The sequence below is a fragment of the Acidovorax sp. 1608163 genome (genome assembly GCF_003669015.1).
In the GTDB taxonomy this organism is placed as follows: domain Bacteria; phylum Pseudomonadota; class Gammaproteobacteria; order Burkholderiales; family Burkholderiaceae_C; genus Acidovorax.
The window spans coordinates 1,258,956-1,285,638 of sequence record NZ_CP033069.1 but is presented as its reverse complement, the minus strand read 5'-3'; the positions used below and the strand labels follow the sequence as shown (position 1 = coordinate 1,285,638).

At 58.8% G+C, this 26,683-nt stretch carries 22 protein-coding genes and 2 pseudogenes; 3 read left to right on the top strand and 21 right to left on the bottom strand.

What is annotated here, in order from left to right:
- Positions 1-15: 15 nt before the first annotated feature.
- From EAG14_RS05750 to surE, 21 genes and pseudogenes are all read right to left on the bottom strand, one after another.
- Positions 16-1,392 carry an adenylosuccinate synthase gene (locus EAG14_RS05750; protein WP_121728324.1) on the bottom strand — a complete coding sequence of 459 codons (1,377 nt, stop codon included), beginning with the start codon at positions 1,390-1,392 and terminating at the stop codon, positions 16-18.
- A gap of 27 nt (positions 1,393-1,419) precedes the next feature.
- Positions 1,420-2,568 carry an ATP phosphoribosyltransferase regulatory subunit gene (locus EAG14_RS05745; RefSeq protein ID WP_121728323.1) on the bottom strand — a complete coding sequence of 383 codons (1,149 nt, stop codon included), beginning with the start codon at positions 2,566-2,568 and terminating at the stop codon, positions 1,420-1,422.
- A gap of 140 nt (positions 2,569-2,708) precedes the next feature.
- Positions 2,709-3,614 (bottom strand): protease modulator HflC, encoded by a 906-nt coding sequence (gene hflC, locus EAG14_RS05740; RefSeq protein ID WP_099656257.1) that lies wholly within the window; start codon positions 3,612-3,614, stop codon positions 2,709-2,711.
- A 9-nt stretch (positions 3,615-3,623) separates the two neighbouring features.
- Positions 3,624-4,958: an FtsH protease activity modulator HflK gene (hflK, locus tag EAG14_RS05735; protein ID WP_121730326.1), complete on the bottom strand. Its 1,335-nt coding sequence runs from the start codon at positions 4,956-4,958 to the stop codon at positions 3,624-3,626.
- A gap of 53 nt (positions 4,959-5,011) precedes the next feature.
- Positions 5,012-6,172: a GTPase HflX gene (gene hflX, locus EAG14_RS05730; protein ID WP_121728322.1), complete on the bottom strand. Its 1,161-nt coding sequence runs from the start codon at positions 6,170-6,172 to the stop codon at positions 5,012-5,014.
- 70 nt (positions 6,173-6,242) lie between these two features.
- A complete protein-coding gene (gene hfq / locus EAG14_RS05725) occupies positions 6,243-6,500 on the bottom strand; it encodes an RNA chaperone Hfq (protein ID WP_121730325.1) in 258 nt (85 codons plus the stop codon).
- Positions 6,501-6,656: 156 nt separating this feature from the next.
- Positions 6,657-8,003, bottom strand: a complete 1,347-nt coding sequence (der, locus tag EAG14_RS05720; RefSeq protein WP_099656259.1) for a ribosome biogenesis GTPase Der — start codon at positions 8,001-8,003, stop codon at positions 6,657-6,659.
- 16 nt (positions 8,004-8,019) lie between these two features.
- A complete protein-coding gene (gene bamB / locus EAG14_RS05715) occupies positions 8,020-9,171 on the bottom strand; it encodes an outer membrane protein assembly factor BamB (protein ID WP_121728321.1) in 1,152 nt (383 codons plus the stop codon).
- 14 nt (positions 9,172-9,185) lie between these two features.
- Positions 9,186-9,872, bottom strand: a complete 687-nt coding sequence (locus EAG14_RS05710; RefSeq protein WP_121728320.1) for a tetratricopeptide repeat protein — start codon at positions 9,870-9,872, stop codon at positions 9,186-9,188.
- Positions 9,873-9,889: 17 nt separating this feature from the next.
- A complete protein-coding gene (gene hisS / locus EAG14_RS05705; RefSeq protein WP_240457027.1) occupies positions 9,890-11,161 on the bottom strand; it encodes a histidine--tRNA ligase in 1,272 nt (423 codons plus the stop codon).
- 126 nt (positions 11,162-11,287) lie between these two features.
- Positions 11,288-12,565: a flavodoxin-dependent (E)-4-hydroxy-3-methylbut-2-enyl-diphosphate synthase gene (ispG, locus tag EAG14_RS05700; protein ID WP_121728318.1), complete on the bottom strand. Its 1,278-nt coding sequence runs from the start codon at positions 12,563-12,565 to the stop codon at positions 11,288-11,290.
- Positions 12,565-13,488: a RodZ domain-containing protein gene (locus EAG14_RS05695; RefSeq protein WP_121728317.1), complete on the bottom strand. Its 924-nt coding sequence runs from the start codon at positions 13,486-13,488 to the stop codon at positions 12,565-12,567. Before EAG14_RS05695 ends, ispG begins: the two co-directional genes overlap by 1 nt.
- Positions 13,481-14,313 (bottom strand): annotated as a pseudogene (gene pilW / locus EAG14_RS05690) (type IV pilus biogenesis/stability protein PilW). The gene EAG14_RS05695 and the pseudogene pilW overlap by 8 nt, the downstream one beginning before the upstream one ends.
- Positions 14,314-14,339: 26 nt before the next feature.
- The gene (rlmN, locus tag EAG14_RS05685; RefSeq protein ID WP_121728316.1) at positions 14,340-15,461 is read right to left on the bottom strand and encodes a 23S rRNA (adenine(2503)-C(2))-methyltransferase RlmN; all 1,122 of its coding nucleotides are present in this window, start codon (positions 15,459-15,461) and stop codon (positions 14,340-14,342) included.
- 87 nt (positions 15,462-15,548) lie between these two features.
- Positions 15,549-15,974 (bottom strand): nucleoside-diphosphate kinase, encoded by a 426-nt coding sequence (gene ndk / locus EAG14_RS05680; RefSeq protein WP_099656266.1) that lies wholly within the window; start codon positions 15,972-15,974, stop codon positions 15,549-15,551.
- Between the two features lie 78 nt (positions 15,975-16,052).
- Complete coding sequence (locus EAG14_RS05675) at positions 16,053-17,474, bottom strand: pseudouridine synthase (protein ID WP_121728315.1); 1,422 nt, start codon at positions 17,472-17,474, stop codon at positions 16,053-16,055.
- Entirely contained in the window at positions 17,467-18,207 is a 741-nt protein-coding gene (gene scpB, locus EAG14_RS05670; protein ID WP_121728314.1) for an SMC-Scp complex subunit ScpB, read from the bottom strand. Before scpB ends, EAG14_RS05675 begins: the two co-directional genes overlap by 8 nt.
- Positions 18,208-18,355: 148 nt before the next feature.
- Positions 18,356-19,459 carry an RluA family pseudouridine synthase gene (locus tag EAG14_RS05665; RefSeq protein WP_371414402.1) on the bottom strand — a complete coding sequence of 368 codons (1,104 nt, stop codon included), beginning with the start codon at positions 19,457-19,459 and terminating at the stop codon, positions 18,356-18,358.
- 2 nt (positions 19,460-19,461) lie between these two features.
- Positions 19,462-20,394: a peptidoglycan DD-metalloendopeptidase family protein gene (locus EAG14_RS05660; protein WP_121728313.1), complete on the bottom strand. Its 933-nt coding sequence runs from the start codon at positions 20,392-20,394 to the stop codon at positions 19,462-19,464.
- Between the two features lie 12 nt (positions 20,395-20,406).
- Positions 20,407-21,182 (bottom strand): annotated as a pseudogene (locus EAG14_RS05655) (protein-L-isoaspartate(D-aspartate) O-methyltransferase).
- Positions 21,182-21,982 (bottom strand): 5'/3'-nucleotidase SurE, encoded by an 801-nt coding sequence (surE, locus tag EAG14_RS05650; protein ID WP_099658742.1) that lies wholly within the window; start codon positions 21,980-21,982, stop codon positions 21,182-21,184. The pseudogene EAG14_RS05655 and the gene surE overlap by 1 nt, the downstream one beginning before the upstream one ends.
- A gap of 243 nt (positions 21,983-22,225) precedes the next feature.
- Between surE and EAG14_RS05645 the strand changes: the two genes are divergently transcribed.
- From EAG14_RS05645 to EAG14_RS05635, 3 genes are all read left to right on the top strand, one after another.
- The gene (locus EAG14_RS05645; protein ID WP_121728312.1) at positions 22,226-23,203 is read left to right on the top strand and encodes an NADPH:quinone oxidoreductase family protein; all 978 of its coding nucleotides are present in this window, start codon (positions 22,226-22,228) and stop codon (positions 23,201-23,203) included.
- Between the two features lie 135 nt (positions 23,204-23,338).
- Entirely contained in the window at positions 23,339-24,868 is a 1,530-nt protein-coding gene (locus EAG14_RS05640) for a diguanylate cyclase (protein ID WP_099656272.1), read from the top strand.
- A 216-nt stretch (positions 24,869-25,084) separates the two neighbouring features.
- Complete coding sequence (locus EAG14_RS05635) at positions 25,085-26,653, top strand: alkaline phosphatase (RefSeq protein WP_121728311.1); 1,569 nt, start codon at positions 25,085-25,087, stop codon at positions 26,651-26,653.
- The last annotated feature ends 30 nt before the right edge of the window (positions 26,654-26,683 follow it).

Genomic DNA, 26,683 nt, shown 5'->3' with positions numbered 1-26,683 from the left:
ATCTTGCTCCAAGCGTCAGTTCATTGCATAGGGGTGACGCATCAGGATCGTGTGATCACGGTCCGGACTGGTCGAAATCATCGCAATCGGGACGCCAGTAACCTCTTCTATGCGCTCCAAATAGCGCCGCGCATTCGCTGGCAACTTTGCATACTCCGTCACACCCACTGTAGAGTCCGCCCAACCGGGGACGCTTTCGTAGATAGGAACGCAGCGGGCAATATCGTCTGCCCCCATGGGGAGCAGATCAACACGCTCACCATCAAGCTCGTAACCAATACACAGCTGCAACTCGGTCAAGCCATCCAAGACGTCTAACTTTGTGATGCACAAACCACTTAAACCATTCACTTGGGCACTGCGCTTCAGCAGCGCAGCATCAAACCAACCGCAACGGCGGCTCCGACCAGTCGTCACGCCCTTTTCTGCACCGATCGTGCTCATGTGATATCCAGGAGTTCCTGGAACCTCCCAATCCAACTCCGTGGGGAACGGACCGCCGCCGACACGCGTGCAATAAGCCTTGGTAATCCCCAAAATATAGTGAAGCATTCCCGGCCCAACCCCTGCCCCCGCAGCAGCATTGCCAGCAACACAATTGCTAGAAGTCACATAGGGATAGGTGCCGTGATCAACATCAAGCAACGTACCCTGCGCACCTTCGAACAACAGATTGCTACCTTGACTGTGTGCAGCATTCAACTCGCACGACACGTCCGCCATCATGGGACGCAACAACTCGGCATGCCGCATTGCTTCGGAGTAGACCGGATCGAATTGGACTTCTCCATTCTTGAGATACGGAGCAAGCGACTCCCCGAACACGAACTTGGCCGAGCCCAGGTAGGTCGTTAGAACATGGTTGTGGAGGGCCAACAATTCCTTGAGCTTCGCGGCAAAACGATCTGGATACTTGAGATCTTGAACGCGCAAGGCACGACGGGCAATCTTGTCCTCGTATGCTGGGCCGATACCGCGACCAGTCGTTCCAATTTTTTCTACCCCACCCTGCTCACGTACTGCTTCACGGGCCACATCCAATGCCGCATGAAAAGGGAGGATCAGAGGACAGGCTTCACTCACACGCAAACGAGAGCGGACTTCAACACCTGCACGCTCAAGACCTTCAATTTCCTCAAACAATTTGGCAGCAGACAGCACCACACCATTGCCGATATAGCACTTGACCCCAGGCCGCATGATGCCGCTGGGGATAAGGTGCAAAGCCGTCTTTACTCCGTTGATCACCAATGTATGACCAGCATTGTGACCCCCTTGAAAGCGGACCACCCCTTGAGCACTCTCGGTAAGCCAATCAACGAGCTTGCCCTTGCCCTCGTCACCCCATTGGGTACCAACTACGACGACGTTACGACCTTTGGTTGCTTTCATCTCAAACCCAATTCAATTTTCAAAATCTTAGATTGCACGAACAGTCCAGCGACCGGATATTTCAACCAGCTCTCGGTCAAAGTTGAATTCATCAGCATCACTCTCATGTCCAGGAAGTATGCAGACAACAGTCTCACCTTGGCTGCGCAATGCGATAACCGCCTGGTTGACGGCCACACAATCCACCCAAGGAGCGCGTATTGCTGTTTGAAGAGATCTAGCAGGAACGACGCCCACAATCTGCTTGATATCCAAACTAAAGCCCGCAGCAGGTCGGTTGCGCCCAAACGCAGCACCGACCTCGTCATATCGACCGCCGCGGGCCATAGCGTCAGGGGCGCCAGGAGCGAACACAGCGAAACGCACACCGCTGTAATACGAATATCCACGCAAATCGGCCAAGTCAAAGGTAACGGTCTGATCGCTAAATGCTGAAGCCAAACGCTTCAACTCGTCAACCAAGTCAGTCACCCCGGGGAAGCTACTCAACACCCGCAGGGCCCTGTCCAAAACCGACGCATCGCCGAAAAGCCCCGGAAGGGCCATCAGCCCATCTCGGCTTGCCTTTGGAAAGGGCTGCGAAAGACGGTCAATTTCCGTCAAATCTTTGCGAGCCAATGCTCCATGCAAATCTCGCAATACAGACGGGCTTACTTGCACACCAGCAAGAAGGCAACGAACGATACGAACATCTGCAAGATCAATCGTCATTTTGACAATGCCAGCCCGATGCAAACACTCAACAGCCAGAGTCAGAGCCTCAATGTCAGCTTCCAGCCCTGCATGTCCATAAATTTCAGCTCCAAACTGGAGGGGCTCTCTCGTAGCATGCGGCTTGTCGGGTCGCGTATGCAAAACAGGCCCGCAATAACAAAGCCGAGTTACGCCTGGACGATTGAGCAGATGGGCGTCAATCCGTGCCACCTGTTGTGTAGTGTCAGCACGCAAGCCCATAGAACGGCCAGACAACTGATCGACCAATTTGAACGTTTGTAAACTTAATGCTTCACCCGCACCCGTTAACAAAGAATCCAAGTGCTCCAACATGGGTGGGATGACCAATTCGTACCCATAGCTGCGCGCAGTATCGAGCATGCCTCGGCGCAACTCTTCGATGTGTCGAGCCTCTGAGGGCAGAACATCGGCAACGTGATCCGGCAGGATCCAAGCAGACATGTAGAAAGAGGGAGGCTGTTAAAACCGCAATTCTACCGGGTGAGCGAACAAGGACCAGCAATCCCTACCGGTTCGTGCCGATCAGCATGCAAAAACTTCAGACAGATCGGTGCCGAAGAATCATGCGATCGGGCAAGCGACTAGCGACGAGCAGAGGCACTGCCAGCACCCTGCCCATCGCGAAAGACCTTGAAAAAATCTGATGTCGATGGATCCACAACAATCAAATCAGATTTCTTGCTCAAAGTCGCTTTGTAAGCCTCCAGGCTGCGATAAAAATGTGCAAACTGAGCATCGCGACCAAAAGCCTCGGCATAGACGCGAGCAGCCTCAGCATCACCCTCACCCTTGACTCTCTGAGCGTCTCGATTTGCATTTGCAATCGCAACTTCGCGCTGGCGATCTGCATCGGCGCGAATTTTCTCACCTTCAGCAGCACCTGTTGAGCGCAACTCGTTGGCAACCCGCTTACGCTCCGCCTCCATCCGACGGTACACGGATTCGGTGATAGCTTCCACATAATCGACCCGTGTGATGCGGACATCAACAACATCGACACCCCAAGGCTTTGCGCCACGCACGGCACCCAATACCTCTCGCTTGACGTCTTCCATGACGGCTTCTCGCTTCAGAGAGAGGAGTTCCTTGACCGTGCGTTTATTGATTTCTTCCTGGAAAGCATTCCGAACAACGCGATTGAGTTGAGCGGCGCCTGCCTCCTCATCCAGCCCGACATTGCGGATGTATTGGGCAGGTTCCGAAATACGCCAGCGCACATACCAATCAATCACGACCCGCTGCTTTTCGGCCGTCAGCATAGGCTCCGTGTCCTTGCTGTCCAGCGTTAGAAGCCGCTTGTCAATGTATGAAACATTCTGAAAAGGCGGCGGTAACTTGAAGTTCAAGCCGGGTTCGGTGATGACCTCTTTAATTTGTCCTAGTGCGTAGACGACACCAAACTGGCGTTGATCAACCACGAAGAACATAGAACTCATCAAGGCCAGCACAACCAGAAAAGTTGTAGCAATAAATCCAATTCGATTCACAAAACTCTCCTAGCGAACTTCGCGCTCACGGCTACGACCACTGTCACGCCCCCTGACGTCAACGGGCGCCGAGTTTGAAGAGGCTTGCGGAACAACGCTCCCCGAAACACCGGAAGCAGGCTCAATCAAAGCAGCCCCCGGAGCACTGGCAGCACTTTGCATGATCTTGTCCAAAGGCATATACAACAGGTTCGAACCTTGGCGAGACTCCACAATCACCTTAGTCACATTCCCATAAATTTGCTGCATCGCATCAAGATACATGCGATCCCGGGTGATCTGAGGCGCTTTTTGGTACTCCGTCAAAACCGAGGAAAACCGCTGCGCATCACCTTGGGCTTGGGCAACGATTCTTGCCTTGTATGCAGAAGACTCTTCAGCAAGCCGAGACGCCGCCCCCACAGCTCGCGGAATAACGTCATTGGCATAGGCCTGCGCTTCATTTTTCGCGCGTTCACGCTCTTGCCCTGCCTTCAAGACATCATCGAACGAGGCTTGTACCTGCTCAGGAGGTCTAACCCCACCCTGTTGCAAATTGATGCCGACAACCTCAACACCCACCTTGTACCGATCCAGGATCGTCTGCATAAGTTGACGCACCCTAGGAGCGATTTGGTCTCGTTCCTCAGATAACGCCGTGTCCATTCGCATCTTCCCAACGACCTCACGCACAGCGGTTTCTGCAGCCTGGACTACAGCGTCAGAGGGGTTTTTGCTCTCAAACAACCAAGCTCTGGCATCACTCAATCGGTACTGCACAGCGAACTTGATTTCGACGATGTTTTCATCCTCGGTCAACATCGCTGATTCACGAAGCCCAGTACTCTTGACAATCGAATCCCTGCCAACATCCGCAGAACGAATTTGGGTCACGAACACCAACTCGTGGCGCTCGATTGGATAGGGCAGTCGCCAGTTGAAACCAGCCCCTACAGTTGACTTGTACTTTCCAAACTGGGTGATGACGGCCTGCTGACCTTCTTTGACAATAAAAAAGCCCGAGGCCATCCACACCGCCAAAGCAATCCCCCCAATCAGGGCGATGCCAACACCCGCATTGCGCATGTCAGGCTGCCCACCTTTAGGAGCCCCGCCACCTGAGCCTCCACCAAAGAGACCGCTCAGCTTGCGGTTGATATCTCGCCAGAGTTCATCCAGATCGGAGGACTGCCCGCCGCCTGCCGCCTGGCCACGGTCTCTTGGACTGGGCGTTTTGTCCCCGGGTTGGCGACCTTCATCGGGCTTATCTTCGCCCCGCCCCCATCTAGGGTCATTCAGATTGAAAACCCCTAATGCCAACCTCTGCAATGCAGCTAAGCGCGAATCGCGATTTTGAAAATTCATGCGCAAAATCTCTTGGTCTCTATAGGTAACGATCAGAGCAGCATTGTGCCCAATCAAGCCGAAAGCTCTGAAAATTCAGCCCCGTCAGCTGGGGACATCTCTGCGGCTTCACGCGAAACGATCTCAGAGAGTATTTCCCTCAGTACGCCGACACCCATCCCCGTCAAGGCACTCACAAATACCCGCGTGCACAAAATGCCATTCAAGTCGTAAGTGTCTTTTGACACAAGAGGATGAGACGCCTCCGCCAAAGCATCAGACTTGTTAAATACCAAAATCTGAGGAATTCGGTCAGCGCCAATTTCGGTCAGCACGCGCTGCACTTGCTGAATTTGCTCGGGAAAAGCAGGGTTGGCCGCATCCACAACATGGAGCAACAAATCAGCATCCACAGCCTCTTGCAAGGTCGCCTGAAACGCATCGACAAGTCCGTGCGGAAGATCACGAATGAATCCAACCGTGTCAGACAAAGAGATTGATCGGCCCGCGTCAGCAAGGTACAGCTGTCGCGTTGTAGTGTCCAACGTTGCAAACAGCTGATCGGCAGCATAGGCACGTGCCTTGACCAAGGCATTGAACAAAGTCGATTTGCCTGCGTTCGTGTAACCCACCAGTGAGATGGTGAACGCGTCACGCCGCTCGCGCTGCTTGCGCTGCGTAGAGCGCTGGCGCTTGACCTTGAGCAACCGCTCCTTCGTCCGCTTAATGGCGTCTCCAATCATGCGCCGATCAAGCTCAATCTGCGTTTCCCCAGGGCCACCACGTGTGCCGATACCACCGCGCTGCCGCTCCAAGTGGGACCACCTTCGCACTAAACGCGTGCTCAAATACTGCAGCTTGGCAAGTTCCACCTGCAGCTTGCCTTCGTGGCTGCGGGCACGTTGAGCAAAAATTTCCAGAATGAGGAGAGTACGGTCGTTGACAGGAAGCTCTAAATGTCGCTCAAGGTTGCGCTGCTGCGCAGGACTTAGAGACTGGTCAAAGAGCACCTCGACGGCGCCATGCATTTGCGCCAGCATTCTGATCTCATCGGCCTTGCCACTACCAACGAACAAAGCGGCATCCGGAGCTTTGCGCTTGCAAGTCACACGCGCAACAGGGCTCAACCCCGCCGTTTGAGCAAGCAAACCCAATTCCTCCAGCTCAGCATCAAAATGAGGAAGCCCCATATCAACACCGACCAAGATGACTGGAGGTGTCGTTTGGGGCTTCATTGTGCAGACCTCGGCACGCTCTTAATGAGATATGCCACAAGCAAAGGAGAGTTTAGGGCGGTGATGAGCGTCAGGACTGAGCACTAACGTCCGTGTCCGATGACTCTGCAGTCGAAAAATTCACAGCACGTCCAGGAACGATCGTGGAGATCGCGTGCTTGTAGACCATCTGGGTCACAGTGTTACGCAGCAAAACGACGTACTGATCAAAAGACTCAATTTGACCTTGTAACTTGATTCCATTCACTAAATAAATGGACACTGGAACGTGTTCACGCCGCAGTGCATTCAGGAATGGATCTTGAAGAAGTTGACCTTTATTGCTCACGATATGCTCCGTGTTCAAAATGTTGTTGTAAAGCAGCACCATACCACACCAAGGATAGCTGGCAGGTGAAATGATGCATTGCCCTTTGGCCCTGACGGACAGTCAACCCACCGAGCCATTGGTTCAAGCGCCTTTCAAGCCAACGAAGCCACTGGGCTACGAGCTCTCGCCGTCCTTGAAGGGATTGTGAGACGTTTTCATCTCGATTCTCAGTGGCGTACCGACCAGTTCAAACTCTTTGCGAAAACGACCTTCAAGGAACCGTTTATACGCCGCAGTCACATGTTCCAGCGAGTTACCGTGGATCACGATCACTGGTGGATTCATGCCACCCTGGTGGGCATAACGCAGCTTGGGCCTGAACATGCCTGATCGCTGAGGGCTCTGAAATTGCACGGCCTCCAATAGCAACCTCGTCAAGACAGGTGTAGGCATTTTGCAGTTTGCGGCCTTGTGGGCCTGCGCAATGGATGCCCACAACGGACCAAGGCCCTGCCTCTTCTTCGCAGAGATGTAGTGCAAAGATGCAAATTTCAAAAAGGACAGCCGAGACTCGATAGAACGCTCGAGCAGTTGACGCTGGTAATCATCCACAGCATCCCATTTGTTCACTGCTATCACAACAGCCCGCCCACTCTCAAGAATGTACCCAGCGATGTGAGCATCTTGATCTGTCACCCCTTGGGTCGCATCCAAGAGCAGCAAGACGACGTTGGAGGACTCAATCGCCTGCAGGGTCTTGACCACCGAAAACTTTTCGATCGCCTCAAAGACCTGCCCTTTGCGTCGCAAGCCCGCTGTGTCAATCAACTCAAATTTCTGGCCATTTTTCTCAAACGGCACAGAAATCGCGTCTCGCGTGGTACCCGGCATGTCAAAAGCGACCAAGCGCTCCTCACCCAGCCAAGTATTGATCAACGTCGATTTCCCGACATTAGGTCGCCCTGCTACAGCCAGCTTGATGACATCAGAGGAAGTTTCCGAAACCGCCTCATCATCAAGATCGGGGATGTTGAGAAGAGCAAACGCGGCATCGACGATGCCGCGAATACCCTGGCCATGGGCCGCGGATGCAGGGACCACAGCCCCCAAACCCAACTCATAGAACTCAGCAAGCTGAACACCCTCCACCATACCTTCGGCCTTGTTCGCCACAAGCAGGCAGGGCTTGCTCAGGCGTCGCAGGTATTTGGCAATGTCATGGTCTTGTGCGGAAACGCCAGCACGAGCATCCACGATAAACAAAACCACATCAGCTTCGGCAACCGCTTGCTGGGTTTGTTTGGCCATCTCGCGGTAAATCCCCGCAGAAGCATCTGGCTCGAATCCACCAGTGTCCACCACGATGTACTCGTGCTTGCCCTGCCGCCCATTGCCATAGTGACGATCACGCGTGAGACCCGCAAAATCAGCAACGATAGCGTCCCGCGATTTGGTTAAACGGTTGAAAAGTGTTGACTTCCCAACATTTGGGCGCCCGACAAGGGCAATAACTGGCTTCATTCAATACCTATCACTATCAATCTGGACGGAAGCCGTACACGCCGCCACTACGCGTGACAACAACCAAAGTATCTGCAGCAACCACTGGGGCCGTAACCATGCCCGAGGAATCAGTCATGACGCGATTCAGAGGAGCGCCATCGGCGCGCGACAAAAAGTGGACCCAACCGGACTCATCGCCCAAGACCACAGATCGCCCCAAGACCAAGGGTGCTGTCAACTTTCGCAATCTGAGTCGATCAGAAGACCACAAGCGTGTTCCATCATCGCGGCGCCAAGCAATCACATGTCCATTGCTCTCAGCACCATAGATGGCTTCAGAGTCACCGTGAACACCTTCAGAGCCACTGGCCTGCTGAGACCAAACAACATTGGCCCGATCTCGGACCACATTCACACAGCCCACAGAGGCTTGGAATGCACGCACACAAACCGAATCCCCCACACGGCTAACGCGTCCCACCAACTCCACCAAACGCTCAACGTCATTGATTCCACGTGGACTGGCCAAGGGAGCCTCCCAACGAACCGTCCCAGTGTCAGGATTCAATCCGACCAGCCGACCTGACATACCAACCACCAAGGTATCACCCACAGCCGCTATCACGCCACCTTGCCTCAAGACCAAGGCTTCGCCTCCGGACCGTGCCTGGTTCCAGAGCTTTCGCCCCGTATTCAAATCAAACGCTGAAACCGAACGATCTGCAGCCAAGACGAATACGCGGCCACCAGCGACCAAAGGTGCCGTAAATACCTGCGAAGCAAGACTTTGACGCCACGCTTCTTTACCCTGGTCCAGCACGATCAGGGCATTGGATCGAGAGACAACCGCCGTATACCGAGCGTCACCACCGACGCCAGCCGATAAAGGCGCCCCAAGACTTGCACGCCACAAATCACCACCGGTTCGGGCGTCAATCGCAACCAGGCTGCCTTCGGACGATGCAATCGTCACCCGATAGTCCTGAACACGGACATCCAACGCTGCGCCAGACGAAGCGCCAACCTTGGCACTCCAAGCCTGACGAACACCCAGCACCGGGATATTTTCTCCCAAATCAGGGGCGACAGCTTTGCTTCCACCCCACATGGAGCAGCCGCTCAAAGCGATTGCAATCACCAGAGGAGCAACTCGCGCACACCATCTGGACGGACGAAGTGAAGACATGGAAGCTATTGATTTCATTTCTTTACATCCGGCGAAGCAATAGCACCAGAGGACGTGCTTTGAGGATCGACACCCAGTGCATTCAGTTTGACTTCCACCATGCGCCGGTATTCAATGGTTTCATCCAGTGCCTTGTAGGCCCGGCCGTACTCAACCACAGCGTCTGACCGGCGATCAAGCAACATCAGAACATCACCTTTGCGGTCGGCTGCGACACCCTCAAACTCAGGTGGGAAGCTGCCCTGCAATTGCTGCAAAGCTGCATCAAACTGCTTTTGCTCCATCAGCACACTAGACAACCGCAGCCTGGCAATGGCCTTGTAACCCGCATCCGTAGATTGCTCGGCCACCCAACCAAGCGCGGATTTAGCAGCATCCAGGTTGCCGGCTTCCTGCATCGTCTTTGCCAAAGCAAAACCCGCCATATCGGCCTGTGGCGTACCAGAGTACTTCGCCTTGATATCGGTAAACGCCTGCTCTACGCGTGATTGATCTTTTGCTTGGGCGGCAACTTCCACGGCATCCAGCAAAGCAGCCGCCTGAGAGGCTTGTCGATTCTGCCAATATTGGTAGCCATTCCAAGCCGCAAGCCCTCCCATCACCACCAGCAAAACTGCAGAAATAGGTGTACCCCAGGTATTCCAAAAATGCTTGAGTTGATCAAGCTGTTCTTGTTCTTCCAGATCTAAGTGATTTGCCATGAATGCTTTACGTCAGTTCAGTTGGTTGGGCGCGATTGTAGGTTGCCAGCCCAAAGAGAAACGGTTTCCAAGGATTGCTCGACCTGGGCCCCCACCCCATCGCGAAGTGATTTGATGGATACGACGCCACGCGTTAGCTCTTCATCACCAAAAACGAACGCATACGCAGCACCACTGCTATCGGCCCGTTTGAATTGCGATTTCATGCTACCCATCGAGCCATCAGCAGATGCCGACGCGTGCATCTGAATAGAGAGACCCAAAACACGGAGTTGCTCTATCGTCCTCATTGCCACAGGGAGGGACGAGATACTGGGAACCACTGCATACACATCGGGGGCTAGTGAAATCGCGGCCTTGTCCTGCTCTTTCAACAACTCCAACACACGCTCAACTCCCAAAGCCCAGCCGACGGCGGGAGCGGCCTTACCACCCACTTGCTCCATCAAATAGTCATAGCGCCCGCCACCACAGATAGTGCCCTGAGACCCAAGCTGGTCCGTCACAAACTCAAAAACAGTGAGGTTGTAATAGTCCATGCCGCGGACCAGCCTCGGATTGAGAGTCCATGCCACACCATTCGCATCCAAAATCGCCTTGACCCTGTCAAAGTGGGCCAGTGACTCTGGACCCAAGAAATCGATCAATCTCGGGGCCGCATTCACAATGGCCTGCAGCCCAGGGTTCTTCGTGTCCAAGATACGCAGCGGATTGCTATGGAGTCGGCGACGGGCCTCTTCGTCAAGGGATTCGCTGTGTTGCTCCAAGTACGCAATCAACGCGGCCCGGTGGGCTTGTCGCTCCTGCGGCTGACCAAGGCTATTCAACTCCAGGCGCACACCTTGCAGTCCCAACTCCCGCCATAAAGAATTGGCCAGAAGTATCAGCTCCGCATCCACTTCCGCCCCAGGAAAGCCAAGCGCTTCGGCACCGATCTGGTGAAACTGGCGATATCTTCCACGCTGCGGCCGTTCGTGGCGAAACATAGGCCCCATGTAATAAAGGCGTTTCCCACCGTCATAGAGCATGGAGTTTTCAGAGACAGCCCGCACAACGCCAGCAGTGGCTTCTGGGCGCAAGCTCAAATGCTCTCCGTTGAGACGGTCTTCAAACGAATACATCTCTTTTTCCACGATATCCGTCACCTCGCCCAAGCCGCGCACGAATAACGCTGTAGGCTCCACAATGGGGGTGCGGATGTTGCGGTAGGAGTAGCGATCCATCAGCGTGCGAACCTTACCCTCCAGCCATTCCCAACGGGCGGAGTCTGGGGGCAAGATATCGTTCATCCCCTTCACCGAGGTCACTTTTTCCGCCTTTGAGGCGGTTACGACTTTGTCTGTGCTCACAGCTTTGCTTTTCTAAAATCTGATATTTCAAGGGTGCGAAAAAACGCGCACCTCGTCGAGAGATGGCTAGGCAGCAACCACGCCACCGAATCGGCGTTCAATGTAGCTCTCAACGATCTGATGGAATTCGGCGGCAATGTTCTCGCCACGCAGAGTCAGGGCTTTTTCTCCATCAATAAACACAGGGGCCGCAGGCGACTCACCCGTGCCTGGCAAGCTGATACCGATATCCGCGTGCTTGCTCTCCCCAGGGCCATTCACAATGCAGCCCATGACAGCCACACGCAATCCCTCAACGCCGGGGTACTTGACACGCCACACCGGCATCTGCGAGCGCAAGAAGTCATCAATCTGCTTGGCAAGCTCTTGAAAGGTCGTGCTGGTGGTTCTCCCACAGCCAGGGCAAGCCGTCACACTAGGGACAAATACACGCAAACCCAGAGCCTGCAAAATCTCGGAAGCAACCACGACTTCCTGATTCCGAGACTCACCAGGTTGGGGTGTCAAGGACACGCGAATCGTGTCGCCAATCCCTTCTTGCAGAAGCACCGAAAGGGCTGCAGCAGACGCCACAGTGCCTTTGGTTCCCATACCTGCCTCCGTCAACCCCAAGTGCAATGCGTAGTCACACCGGCGTGCCAACTCACGGTACACACCGATGAGGTCCTGCACACCGCTTACCTTGCACGACAAAATAATCTGGTTGCCGTCCATCCCCATTTCCTCTGCGCGGTGCGCAGATTCAATAGCCGAGGAAATGAGCGCCTCGTACATGACTTGACGGGCATCCCAAGGCTGGCTTCGGCGGCTATTCACATCCATCAAACTCGCCAGCAACTCCTGGTCCAAGCTCCCCCAGTTGACGCCGATGCGAATGGGCTTATTCCAGCGCATCGCAGCTTCAATCATCTGACCAAACTGACGATCACGCTTCTCACCCTTGCCTACATTTCCCGGGTTGATCCGGTACTTTGACAAAGCCTCTGCGCACGCAGGAAACTGCGTGAGGAGCGTGTGCCCGTTATAGTGAAAATCACCCACAAGCGGAACGTTCTCACCCATACGATCCAGTTGCTCACGGATGTATGGAACGGCCGCCGCCGCTTCAGGCGTGTTGACCGTGATGCGCACAAACTCAGAGCCCGCCTGGGCGAGCTCTTTGACTTGAATCGCGGTGCCGATAGCGTCGACGGTATCCGTGTTGGTCATCGACTGGACGCGCACCAAAGCACCACCACCCACCGTGACAACACGATCGCCCCAAACCACTCGCGCCTGGCGAGATTTACGCACGGCAGGAGCTACCAACGGAATGGGGCCTGAAACGTTTGTGAAGTTGCTCACTATTTCACCTCAAAGCGCGCGACGTTCTCACGCGACACAGCATTCAGCTCCAGGGGCTTGCCACGAACGAAGACGTCAGTCACATCGGCACGCCCCACAACCACGCTCAAGGGCAAAACCCCCGACACGGGTGCTGCATCTCCTGAAGCTAACTTCTTCTCGAAAACCACGCGCCCTAATGCATCACGCACTTGAACCCAGGAGTCCCCTCGCGCGCGCAGCATCAACAATGCAGCAGACGTATCAGCGATCGCTGGCAACGCAGCAGAAGCGGGTGGAGCGACTGCAGGAGAAGGGACCACGGGCAAGGCAACCGCACTACTGGCAACCGTATTGATGGCAGCAGGCGCTGGCTCTACCGCCACCGGCGGCTGAACAGCAGCAGCGATCTCCTCAGTCTTTGAAGCCGACGCCTCTTGGCCCGAAGGGGTAACAGCGGCGCTACCCACCAAGGAGAGTGGTCCCGAATTCCAAGGCTGAAAGCCAGCAGGCCAATAAAAAACGGCAGCAGCTCCAATCAACAGCACGAACACACCGAACATCAACCACGACGAATGTCTCGAACCACCGCTGGAAACAAAAGTCTTGCCGGCCACACTTTTCACGGGTGTGTTGATATCGGATCGCTCAGGAATCAAGCGCGGATTTTTTGACTGAGGCAGAAGAGACAAGACTTGCGCAGGATCCAGCTTGAGTGTCCGGCACACACTGGAAGCCAAAGCCCGCATAAATACGGTATCGGGAAGCAACTCAAGCCGATTGGACTCCAACGCTTCCAGCTTGCTGACAGGCACCTTCAGAGCCACTGCCAACGCCTCAATGTGAACACCCGACGCCTCACGGGCACTGCGCAAAATTTCACCCGCAGTGGGCTGAGTCGTACCGTCTTGAGCCGATGCCAGGGCAACCGTGGACTCACTCATTGAAGGCTCCACGCTGGTACGCACCCATTTCAGCCGACTCTGGGAAGCGCTTGCGCAGTTGGTCAGCCAACTGAAGCATTGCGACGTTGTCGCCCAGCGCCTTCTCGACCTTAATTCCCAGCCAAAGGGACTCGGAGTTGGCCATGCCGCTGTTGTTCAGTCGCCGAATATAAAACTGCGCGCGCGTCAGTTCTTGGCGGCGAAACAGTAGCGAAGCAAGGTGATAACTCACCACCGGATTGCCGGCATCCAGTTGGTATGACTTGAGCAAGGATTGCTCGGCATCCTCTAATTTTCCAGAACTCGACTGACACAGACCCTTGCCCATCAAGGTCTTGCTTCTGGCTACGTAAGCGGGGTTCGCCAACGCCCTATCGAATTGCTGATCTGCTTCTGCATACTTTCTTTGCTGACAGAGCAACCAGCCATAGTTATGCAGCAGATTCGAGTCTGTAGAACGCATAGAAATCGCACGGCGGAAGCTGTCCTCCGCTTGGGCCACATCATTCAGCTGCATGTAAATCAACCCACGCATATTGAGGGCATCTACATAGGTGGGATCAGTTGCGAGTGCCTGCTTGACCTCATCCAACGCGACGCTGGCCTGTCCGTTTTCGAAATACTTGGCCGCCAACTCAAGCCGGATGCGGGCACGCCGACGCACGTCTGACTCGTCAGAGGGCGTCACCACACTGGAACTGGTGTCAGAGGCCTGCCCCCCCCATTTGTCGCACAACCAGGAAGTAGAAAACCCGTGCTTGCCACACCTAACACCCAAAGCGCCCCACGGCAATAGATTCGAATACGCCCCACCAATCTCACCATACAACGCCCCTCTTTGTGTCAGTGAATCAAGCTATCGGCTTCAGCACAATGGTGCGTTGTTTAGCCATGCGCTCTGCAGCGCGCGTTCTGTCCTTAACATCTCCAGCCAGTTGCCCGCAAGCAGCATCGATATCATCACCGCGCGTTTTGCGAACTGTCGTGACAATACCTGCATCGCTGAGCAATTTGGCGAAAGCAAGCACCTGATTCTGCGGCGATCGCGTCAAACCCGATGCTGGAAATGGATTAAATGGAATCAGATTGAACTTGCACCGAACACCGCGACCGCGTGCGGGTTGAACCAGCTCAATCAACTGCCTGGCATGCTCAGCTTGGTCATTGACGCCGTCCAGCATGCAATATTCGAAGGTGATGAAGTCACGCGGAGCATGCTCCAAATAACGCTGACAGGCATCCAGCAATTCATGGATGGGATATTTGCGATTGAGCGGGACCAAGTTGTCCCGCAGGGCATCATTCGGGGCATGCAGCGAAACCGCCAGCGCCACAGGGCAGTCTTGGGCCAACCGATCCATCATCGGAACAACGCCTGATGTAGAAACCGTCACCCGCCGCCTGGACAGGCCATACCCATGGTCGTCCAGCATGACGCGCAAAGCCGGAACCAACGCAGAGTAGTTCTGCAAGGGCTCACCCATGCCCATCATCACCACATTGGAAATCACCCGGTCAGAGGTATCCAACCGGGCACGCAGCGCATGCTCGGCAAACCAAAGCTGCGCGACGATCTCACCCGAAGTGAGATTGCGGCTGAAACCTTGGTGACCTGTGGAGCAAAAGCGACACCCCACGGCACAACCGGCCTGCGATGAAATACACAAGGTGCCTCGATCATCCTCGGGGATAAAGACCGACTCCACCGCGTTTCCATCGCCCACGTCAAAAAGCCATTTGACGGTGCCATCCGCAGACACATGCTCACTGATGACGGGTAACGCTTCGATGTGCGCGCAGCCTTTGAGCTTTTCTCTCAATGCCTTGGCCAAATCGCTCATGGCATCGAAGTCGCTGGCCCCGCGCTGGTGAATCCAACGAAATAACTGGGTCGCGCGAAAACGCTTCTCGCCCAATCGCTCACAGAAAGCGATTAGCGCATCCAGGTCAAATTCAAGGAGGTTGGTGGTCATTGCGGCAGCCTTGCGCGAGACCGCTCGCAGCTGTCCCCATGGCACATACACCCCACGCAGGTGGGACAGGTCATGGGGACCGCCATCTCAGCGGGAGTAAATGTTCAGGCCAGGGAAGAAGAAGGCAACTTCCACTTGCGCTGTTTCAGGAGCATCAGAACCGTGCACGGCGTTGGCATCGATGCTGTCTGCAAAGTCAGCGCGGATCGTGCCAGCGTCAGCCTTCTTAGGATCGGTAGCGCCCATCAGTTCGCGGTTCTTCAGGATGGCGTTCTCGCCTTCCAGAGCCTGGATCATCACAGGGCCGGAAATCATGAAGTCCACCAGGTCCTTGAAGAAAGGACGTGCCTTGTGCACAGCATAGAACTGCTCTGCTTCCAGGCGCGACAGGTGGGCCATGCGGGCAGCCACCACCTTGAGGCCAGCAGCCTCAAAACGGGCGTAGATCTGGCCGATCACGTTCTTGGCCACTGCGTCAGGCTTGATGATGGAGAGAGTGCGTTCGATAGCCATGTTGATATTCCTGAATAAATGTTACTGAAATTCTTTTGCCTAGCAGACAAAACCCTCGATTCTAACCGTGCTGCGTGGTCAAGAACGACCACGGCCGCGTCGAGCCCCACCACCACCCGGGGCGCGTTGCGCCTGGCGTTGGCGGGAGAGGCTATCGGACCCGATGTATCCCACCGACGTTTTCATCGGGTCGGGCTGGGCTCCACCACGCTGGCGATCACCTGCCGAGCCTGAACCACCATCATCACGACGGCGTGAACGTTGTCCGCCAAAGGCGCCCACAGCACCTCGGTCGTTGCGGCGGGCTGGCGCACCCGGGCCACCACTTTTGCCACGGGGGTTTGCACCTGCACGCCGCTGCGCGCCCGCATCGCCATCGCGGTCAGGCGCGGCACCGTTGCCCTCGCCTGCGGCGCGCAACAGCGAGCGGATATCGGAATCATCCAACTCCATCCAGGCCCCGCGCTTGAGCCCTCGGGGCAGCATCATGGCGCCATATCGGATGCGAATCAGACGACTGACGGCATGCCCGACCGACTCAAGCATGCGGCGCACTTCCCGATTGCGCCCCTCAGAGATCGTGACCCGATACCAGCAGTTTGATCCCTCACCGCCACCGTCTTCAATGGAGCCGAAGGCGGCCATGCCATCGTCCAGGCGCACACCATCAAGCAGCCGCTGCTTCTCTTCGTTGCTGAGCGCGCCCAAGACACGCACAGCGTACTCGCGCTCCAGCCCGAACCGGGGGTGCATCAGCTTGTTGGCCAGCTCTCCGGAGCTGGTAAACAGCAACAAGCCCTCGGTGTTCAAGTCCAAGCGCCCCACAGACTGCCATTTGCCATTTTGGAGTCGGGGCAATTTGCGAAACACCGTGGGCCGATTTTGCGGATCATCGTGGGTCACCACTTCGCCGACGGGCTTGTGGTACGCGATCACCCTGGGTGGCGGTGGGTCGATGCGGTAGCGAATGGGCTTGCCGTTGACCTTGACTTGGTCGCCGTACTGGATGCGCTGACCCACGTGGGCAGGCTCATTGTTGACAGAGATCCGCCCCTCCAGAATCAATTGCTCCATCTCAAGGCGCGACCCCAAACCCGCCTGGGCCAAGACCTTGTGCAACTTGGGGGTTTCCACCTGTGGCAACAGCACCCGCTTGACCGGCAGGGCATCACCCTCGGCATCCTCATCGTCAAACCGGCCCGACACCACGTCAGAGAATTGATAACCCTGCGCAGCACCTGCAGAGGGCTGAGGCTTGGCACCAGGACGCCCGCCACGGGACTTAACGGCCGAAGCCTCGGGTGCAGAATTTTCCAGCGCGGCGCCAGACACTACTGGCTCCACAGCAGCGCCAACACCATCTGCCAGGTCCGCCGCAGAGGATGCTGGTTTTTTGGCTGCGGCACGCTTGCGTGGAGCCCGTGCTGCAGGCGCAGCATCATCTTGGGTAAGTGGCTCGCGCGGAAGGTCTTCCGCATTCACTGGAGTCGAATCATTCATGTGGGGTTCCTGTGACGCCATCACTGGCATCTACCTGGTCATTGCGGAGCGTGTCCTCCGCCATTTCAAACAAATCACCGCCCAAAGCACCACCCGCGCCCGCAGCCTGCGCTGACGGCACATCAGCTGCAGCCTCCAGCGGAGTCAAGTCGCTCCCGCCACCTTCTTGTACACCTGTGGACTGGGCCGCTGCCATCGCCTCCAACACATTGGCGTGGGACGAAGGATCGTCCAACACCGGCAGTTGGTCCAGCGATGAAAGCCCCAGGTCATCCAAAAACTGCCGGGTCGTTGCAAACAATGCAGGACGACCCACCGTTTCCCGGTGACCAATCACCTCCACCCACCCTCGGTCTTCCAGTTGTTTGATGATCAGACTGTTCACGGTCACACCGCGAATGTCTTCAATATCCCCCCGGGTGACCGGCTGGCGGTACGCAATGATGGCCAAAGTTTCCAGCGTGGCGCGGGTATACCGGGGCGGCTTTTCAGGATGCAGGCGGTCCAGATACTCGCGCATCTCAGGCTTGCTCTGAAAGCGCCAACCTGTCGCCACTTGCACCAGTTCCACACCACGAGATTCCCAGTCCCGCTGCAAGTCTTGGAGCAGCATTTTCAGCGTGTCTGAACCCAGGGCATCATTGAACAACACCCTCAACTCACGCAAAGGCACGGGCTGAGGAGCACAGATCAGGGCAGTCTCTAGGACCCGCTTGGCATCCACCGTATTCATGGTTCAGCGATTCCGGAAAATGGCCCTCGCAACAGGAAGGGCTCACCGATAGCAGGGATTGGTCAAAGGGCGCTGAAAGCGCGGTCGGTATACGACAGGGCCCGGCGGGATTCCGTCTTCGGGCATTCTCAGGCCTCACGGCCCATTGCTACGGATTGTAGCTCAGGCCCCAATCGGACAGCGCCAGGCGCATATCCGCAGGCACAGGCGCCTCCAGCACCAAGTCCTCACCTGTGACCGGATGCCTGAAGGCCAGACGGTAGGCATGTAACGCCTGCCGTTGTATTGCCCCCACGGGAGAGCCGCCATACAACGCGTCCCCTACCAGCGCATGCCCCAGCGAGGCCATGTGAACGCGAATCTGGTGCGTGCGCCCCGTGTGCAAGGTGCATTCTACCCAGCACCCCTGCCCACAAGACTGCAGCAGGCGAATATCAGTGCGCGCCGCCTTGCCTGCATGGGCAGAGAGATCCACCACCGCCATGCGCAGCCGATTGCGAGGATCACGCCCTATTGGTGCATTCACCGCACGCAGGGCATTACCGACCCAGGGCTTGTGCGCCAACGCCAGGTACTTGCGGCTGACGTCGCGGGCCGCAATCATGGTCACCAGCGCGTCCATCGTTGACCGATCGCGCGCCACCACCATCAGGCCACTCGTGTCCTTGTCGAGTCTGTGCACAATGCCCGCACGAGGCACCAAAGCAGCCCGCTCATCACGCCCCAAAAGGCCATTGAGCAAGGTACCGCTCCAATTGCCAGGCGCCGGGTGCACCACCAAACCCGCAGGCTTGTTGATCACCAGCAGATGGGCGTCCTCGTACACCACATCAATGGGCATGGACTCTGGACGAAACGCCTGGCTTTGCAACGTAGGGCGCATTTCCAGCACCACTGCATCACCGGCCTTGACGCGGGTTGACGGCTTGGGCACCACCCGGCCATTGACAGCCACCAGTCCCTGCCCCAGCAGTTGCTGCAAATAGCTGCGTGAAAACTCAGGCACCAACTCTGCCAGAGCGCGATCCAAACGCTCACCGTGCTGCGATACAGGCACAGACATGGTCCGCAACTCAGACTCTGCCGCAATGCCATCGGCCAGCTCGCCCTCCAAACCCTCCTCTGCCACAGACTGGATGACGCCCAGGGCCCCATCTTCGGATTCAGGCTGCGCGACGGGCGGTGCTGCGTTTGCGCTCTCCAAAACGCTCAAAGGGGCTTTCGCCCCTTTGACTGACACAGATTTGGCCACGTTCAACGGGCCGCCAAGTAGCGCGCCGGGTCTACCGGCTTGCCCTGACGGCGAATCTCAAAATGCAACTTCACACGGTCTGCATCCGTGTTGCCCATCTCGGCAATCTTCTGACCGCGCCGCACCGCCTGGTCTTCCTTCACCAGCAAGGTCTGGTTGTGGGCATAAGCCGTCAAGAACGTGTTGTTGTGCTTGAGGATGATCAGGTTGCCATAGCCACGCAAACCAGCCCCCGAATACACCACACGGCCGTCTGCTGCAGCCAGCACCGCGTCTCCAGCCTTGCCGGCAATGTCATAGCCCTTGTTGCGGGCTTCATCAAATCCTGCCAACAAAGCGCCGGACGCGGGCCAGATGAAGGACACATCGTCTTCGACCGCACCTGCGGGAGGTGCCGCTGGTGCAGGGGCAGGCGTTGGCGTTGCAACGGCCACCACAGGCGCCGCACCAGAGGCAGGCGTCTTGGGAGCGCTGGATGCGCTGGCCGCAGCGGCTGGCGTCACAGACGACGATGTGACGGGACGCGTCACCACGCCGGTGTCGGAAGCAACGGCCGCAGAGGCGGCTGGCGCGGGAGCAGGCACTGAGGCACTCACTCGCAACACCTGCCCGACCTCAATCAGGTTAGGGTTCTCCAGATTGTTCCAGCGGGCAATGTCTTTCCAGCCCTGACCATTTTCCAAGCCGATGCGGATCAGGGTATCCCCAGGCTTGACGGTGTAGTAGCCCGGTTTGCCGGCATTTTCAGCGCCAGGCAACGGCTTGATGGGCGTTGCCACCACCACACCAGGCTGAGAGCTGGAGCCAGACGCGTTGCCAGAAGACGTTCCCCGATCTTCCACTGGGGCCTTGCTCAGCCGGGTGCCGCAGCCGGACAGCAGAACCCCCGCCATCGCCACAGAAAACCCAACGACAAGACCACGCGATACGAACATAAGCAATTCCCTTCAGGCAATCCCCGATTTTAGAGGGACAAAATGAACCGGTTCGAGCACGTTTTGTTTCAAACCGTGCACCGTTTTGTCGATTACGAGCAACATTTGCTGACCACCGGCCACCGCCATAGGGGCCACCAAGCGCCCCCCCACGGCCAATTGGTCGCACCAGGCCTGCGGCACCGAGTCGCCACCCGCCGCCGCAATGATGGCGGCGTAAGGGGCGCCCTTGGCATATCCAAGCATTCCATCGCCAAACAGCAGATGCACATTGGGCAAGCGAAAGGGGCGCAAATTGTCACGGGCTTTTTCATGCAGATTGCGCACACGCTCCAGCGTATAGACCTCGCGGGCCAGCAGGCTCAGCACCGCCGCCTGGTAGCCACAGCCCGTGCCAATTTCCAGAACGCGCCCCATCCCACCCGCGCGCGCACCTTCAGCACCCAGAAGCAACTCGCACATGCGGGCGACGATGCTGGGCTTGGAGATGGTCTGCCCCATGCCAATGGGCAAGCTGGTGTCTTCGTAGGCCTGGTTGCCCAAGGCGCTGTCGACAAAGCGATGGCGCTCCACCGCCCCATGGCCTGCAGCACCTGGGGTGAAGCAATGCCTGCGGCTGCCAGCTTTTGCACCATGCGGGCACGCACCGCCGCAGAATCAAGCCCCGTGCCCACCGCCGTCGGCACGGCCACCCGGCCCGCCACGGGCAAGGCTGGTGCCGGGGGCTTGGCCGCCGGGGCGTTGGACGCCCCCGGCAATTTGGCGGGGAAACCTGGGCGCCGCTGCATCAGTGCCCGCCTCCGCCAGTACCGCCAGACTGCATGCGGGCCGCGGTTTGCGCCCAATACCCCAGGTGGTCGTGGTCTGTCAGGTCAACCTTCAGGGGCGTCATCGACACATGGCCCTGCGCCGTGGCATGGAAGTCCGTGCCCTCGGCATCGTCTTTGGCAGGCCCCGCGCCGCCGATCCAATACATCACCTCGCCCCTGGGGCTTTCCTGTGTGATGACCCGCTCTGCAGCATGGCGACGCCCCAGGCGGCACAGCTTCAGGGGCTTGAGCGCTTGCAGCGGCATGTTGGGAATATTGACATTCAGCAGCCAAGGCGCTGCCGCCGAAGACGCCACAGGGGCCACCAAATTACTGTGCAGCAACTGCGCCACGATCTCACGCGCCTTGGCGGCCGCAGCGTCAATCTCGCCCCAACCCTTGTCCACCTGTGAAAAAGCGATGGCCGGAATGCCGAACAGATAGCCCTCCATCGCCGCCCCCACGGTGCCCGAGTAAATGGTGTCGTCCCCCATGTTGGCGCCGTTGTTGATGCCAGACACCACCAGATCGGGCCGGTAACCCAACAACCCCGTGAGCGCAATGTGCACGCAATCTGCGGGGGTGCCATTCACGTAGCGAAAGCCATTGGCCGCCTTGTGCACGTACAGGGGGGAATGCAGGGTCAGCGCGTTCGACTTGGCACTGTTGTTGTGCTCCGGGGCCACCACCTCAACGTCTGCCAGAGACTTGAGCGCCTCGTACAACGCCACAATTCCGGGCGCCTGGTAACCGTCGTCGTTGGAGATGAGAATTTTCATGGGGTACAGGTGCTGATTGCAGCGCATTGTAGGAGGGGTGCCCAAGAATGCCCCAAGTGGACATTCGCTGCTTTGGCGATACAGATCAACCCGGGCCCAACCATCCTGGCCACGAAGCGGCCGAGACGCGGGCCGGCGCCTGCCGAGGGTCTTTGCTGTCGGTTCCCGGGGGTCGCTCGTGGGACATCGCCCCACCCCAGCCCCACCTATCATCCGCGCCCATAACGACCCAAGGAGACAACCATGCACGCCTGGCTTTGCACCAACCCCACTGGCGTAGATGCGCTGGCCTGGACAGAACTGCCCACGCCCACCCCTAAAGCGGGCGAGGTGCTCATCGAGATCAAGGCCGCCAGCCTGAACTTCCCCGACCTGCTGATCGTGCAGAACAAATACCAGATGAAGCCACCGCTGCCGTTTGTGCCGGGCTCTGAGTACGCGGGCACCGTGGTGGCCGTGGGCGATGGCGTCAAGCACCTGCAGGTGGGGCAAAGCGTGGCCTGCCTCTCCGGCACCGGGGGTTTTGGCACCCACACACTGGCGCCAGCGGCGCTGTGCATGCCACTGCCCGCAGGATTTCCGGCGGTGGACGCTGCGGCCTTCATCATGATTTACGCCACCTCGCACCACGCCTTGGTAGACCGCGCCCAACTCAAGGCGGGTGAAACCGTGCTGGTGCTGGGCGCCGCCGGGGGCGTGGGCACCGCAGCCATCCAGATTGCCAAAGCCATGGGCGCCCGGGTGATTGCGGCCGCGTCCAGCGATGAAAAGTGTGCGCTGTGCACCTCCATCGGGGCAGACGCCACCATCAACTACAGCAAAGAGAACCTGCGCGATGCCATCAAGGCCCTGACCGATGGCAAAGGCCCCGACGTGATCTACGACCCCGTGGGGGGCGACTTTGCCGAACCCGCCTTCCGCTCCATCGCGTGGCGGGGCCGCTACCTGGTGGTGGGATTTGCCTCGGGGCCCATCCCAGCGCTGCCGTTCAACCTGGCGCTGCTCAAAGGCGCGTCCATCGTGGGCGTGTTCTGGGGCGACTTTGCCAAGCGCGAGCCCCAGGCCAATGCCGCCATGATGGCCGAGCTGGCCCAGTGGTACGGGCAGGGCAAGATCAAACCTGTGATTGACCGCACCATGCCCATGGCCGAGTTGCCCGCCGCCTACGCCCACATGGGCTCGCGGGGCGTCATGGGCAAACTGGTCATGGTCAACGGCTGACCGCCCACAGTGCCAGCCACCACGCCCCAGCCAGGGGCGTGCAGACGCCCCAAAGGCCACCAAAAGGCCACCGCGCCGCAGCGGGGCTGTGTCACACTCGGGCACCCTTGCTGTCCTTGATACTGGTGTTCGCACATGGCAGACCGTCAACCTTACGAAATCGCGCGCGAAACGCTCAAACAACTGGCCACCCGCCGGCTGGCCCCTACGCCAGACAACTACCTGGCCATTTACGACGAGATTGCCGGCACCCGTAGCAGCCAGCCTTTTCCTGACGCCCAGTTAAGCAGCATCCAGCGCCTGCTGCCGGCGCAAACGCCGCCCCAAAAGCGGCTGCTCACCCAGTTTGAAAAGGCTATTGCCAACAAAGACTGGTCGGCGCTGCAAAGCGTGATGGTGGGCTACGCCAACCTGGGGCTGAGCCCCGTGGCCGCAACGCCCGCAGCTGCCCCAGAGGGCGCCACCAGCGGCGTGCTGCCCCCCGACTTTGCCGAGCTGCTGGCCCGCCTTATCGACAACACCCTGCCCGCCCTGGGCGAAGACGATGCGCGCGTGCACGACATGGCCGGGCAGCTCACCGGTTTTCTGCGCGAACCTGCGCCGCCACTGTCCACCGTGCAACTCATGCTGGGCAACTTCACCTACCGCCTGTCGTTCGCCACCGAAGACCAGGCCGCCATCCGCGCCAGCCTGCTGCAATTGCTGCACATGGTGTTTGAGAACATTGCCGTGCTCAGCGTGGACGACCGCTGGCTGCGCGGGCAGGCCGAGGCGCTGATGGCGGCCTCGACCCCGCCGCTCACGCTGCGCCGCCTGGACGACGTGCAACTGCGCCTGAAGGACGTGATCTTCAAGCAGACCGAAGCCAAGGCCCGCACGGCCGAGGCCCAGGAGCAGATGAAGGACATGCTGGCCACCTTCATCGAGCGCCTGGCGCAGATGACGGCCTCCAGCACCACCTACCACGACACCATGGAGCGCTGCGCCGACCTGATCGGCAAGGCCAACAACCTCCAGGAAATCGCCCCGGTGCTCGAAGAGGTGATGACCGCCACCCGCGCCATGGCCCTGGACACCAAGCTCACCCACACCGAGCTGCAAGAACTGCGCGAACGCACCGACGCCAAGCACGCCGAGGTGGCCAAGTTGCAGCAAGAGCTGGACCGCGCCAGCGCCCAGGCACGGCACGACCCGCTGACCGGCACCCTCAACCGCAAAGGGCTGGACGAGGCCATGGAGCGCGAGGTGGCCCGCGCCCGCCGCCTGGGCAACCCCCTGTGCCTGGCGCTGCTGGACATCGACAACTTCAAGAACATCAACGACCGCCTGGGCCACACCGTGGGCGACGCGGCCCTGGTGCACCTGGCACAAGTCACCCGCGAAGTGATGCGCCCCCAGGACCTGCTGGCCCGCTACGGCGGCGAAGAATTCGTGCTGCTGCTGCCCGACACCAACGTGGACAGCGGCGTGGCCGCCATGACGCGGCTGCAACGCGAGCTGACCACGCGCTTTTTCTTGCAGGGCAGCGAAAAAATCCTCATCACCTTCAGCGCGGGCGTGGCCCAACTGCACGACAGTGAAACCAGCGTGGACGCCCTCAAGCGGGCCGACCAGAGCATGTACCTGGCCAAACGCTCGGGCAAAAACCGGGTGATGGCCGCGTGACCCCAAAGCCCCCGAGTCGCCTGCGGCGCCTTCCCCCACCGGAGGACGCCGCCTGCGCACGGAGCGAAGCCGACATTGGCATGTCGGGGCGGCCCTTGCGCGGCGGCTGCGCGCCTCGCGCTGTGCGATCTTGAAACGCTGCATCCCGCTACCACCGCACGTGACAATCCACGCGGGCTGGTAACGCAAGGGAACAACACAGCCCCGGAGCCTGCCATGCCCCCCAAGCAGAGACGACTCTTTTTGCAGCGCGCCGCCTTCGCTGCAGCCGCCACCACCCTGCCCCGCTGGGCCTGGCTGCAAACCGCGCACCTGGCGGACGACCCCTTTGCCCTGGGGGTGGCCAGTGGCGACCCGACCCCTGATGGCGTGGTGCTGTGGACGCGCCTCATCGCCCCGTCCGGCCAGCCCCTGCCCGCGCAGACCGTGCACTGGGAAGTCGCCCACGACGAGGGCTTTCAACGCATCGTGCAAAAAGGCCAGGCCACCGCCAGCCCTGAGCGGGGCCACAGCGTGCATGTGGAGGTGCAGGGGCTGGAGGCCGCCCGGTGGTACCACTACCGCTTTTTGCTGGGGCAGGCCACCAGCGCCACCGGGCGCACCCGCACCGCACCGGCGGCTGACGCCCTGGTGGCCAGGCTGCGCGTGGCCTTTGCCTCCTGCCAGCGCTGGGAGCACGGCCACTACGCCGCCTGGCGCCACCTGTGCGCCGATCAGCCAGAGCTGGTGCTCTTTTTGGGTGACTACATCTACGAATACGCCACGCCCAAAAACACCGACGGGCTGGCGCGCACCCACAGCCTGCGCCACGCCACCACACTGGCCGATTACCGCGACCGCTACGCCCTGCACAAAAGCGACCCCGCCCTGCAAGCCGCCCACGCCGCCTGCCCCTGGACCGTGACCTGGGACGACCACGAGGTGCAAAACGACTACGCGGGCACCAGCAATGGCCAGGGCGATGCCACCGCTTTCTTGGCGCAGCGCGCCGCCGCGTGGCAAGCGTTCTACGAAAACATGCCCTTGCGCGCCAGCAGCCTGGTCAATGCACAGTTTGGGCAATTGCAGGTGTACCGCCACCTGCGCTGGGGGCGGCTGGCCCAGCTGCACCTGCTGGACGACCGCCAATACCGCGCCCTGCAAGCCTGCCGTAAACCGGGTGCCAGCAACGCAGGCGCCGTGCGCCCAGGCGACTGCACCGAGCTGGCCGACCCCGCCCGCAGCCTGCTGGGCCCTGCGCAAGAGCAATGGCTGGACGCAGGCCTGGCCGCAGACGCGAAAAACGACCACACCCGCTGGAGCGTGCTGGCCCAGCAGACCCTGTTCTCGCCGCGCCACTACCCCAGCGGTCAGGTGGCTACTGATGGTTGGGACGGCTACCCTGCGGCGCGCGAGCGCCTGCTGCAGTCGGTACAGCGCCACCGGCCGCGCAACACCGTGCTGCTGGGCGGCGACATCCACCAGAACTATGTGTGCAATGTGCACGCCCCCGGTGCGGGCGCCAGCGGTGGCAGCCTGCCGGTGCTGGCCAGCGAGTTCTGCGGCACCTCCATCAGCTCGCGCGCGGGCACCACGCAAGACAAGGTGGATGCCATCGTCCGCCACAACCCCCATGTGCTGCTGGCCCGTTGCGAGCAACGCGGCTACGGCCTGGCCGACATCACCCCCACGCGCTGGACCACCACCTTGCGCGTGGTGGACAACCCGATGGACGCGGCCAGCACCGCCAGCACCCAGGCCCGCTTTGTGGTGGAAGACCGCAAGCCGGGGCCCGTGGCGGCGTAGGCCTGCGGTGCCAGGTGGCTTTAAATGCTA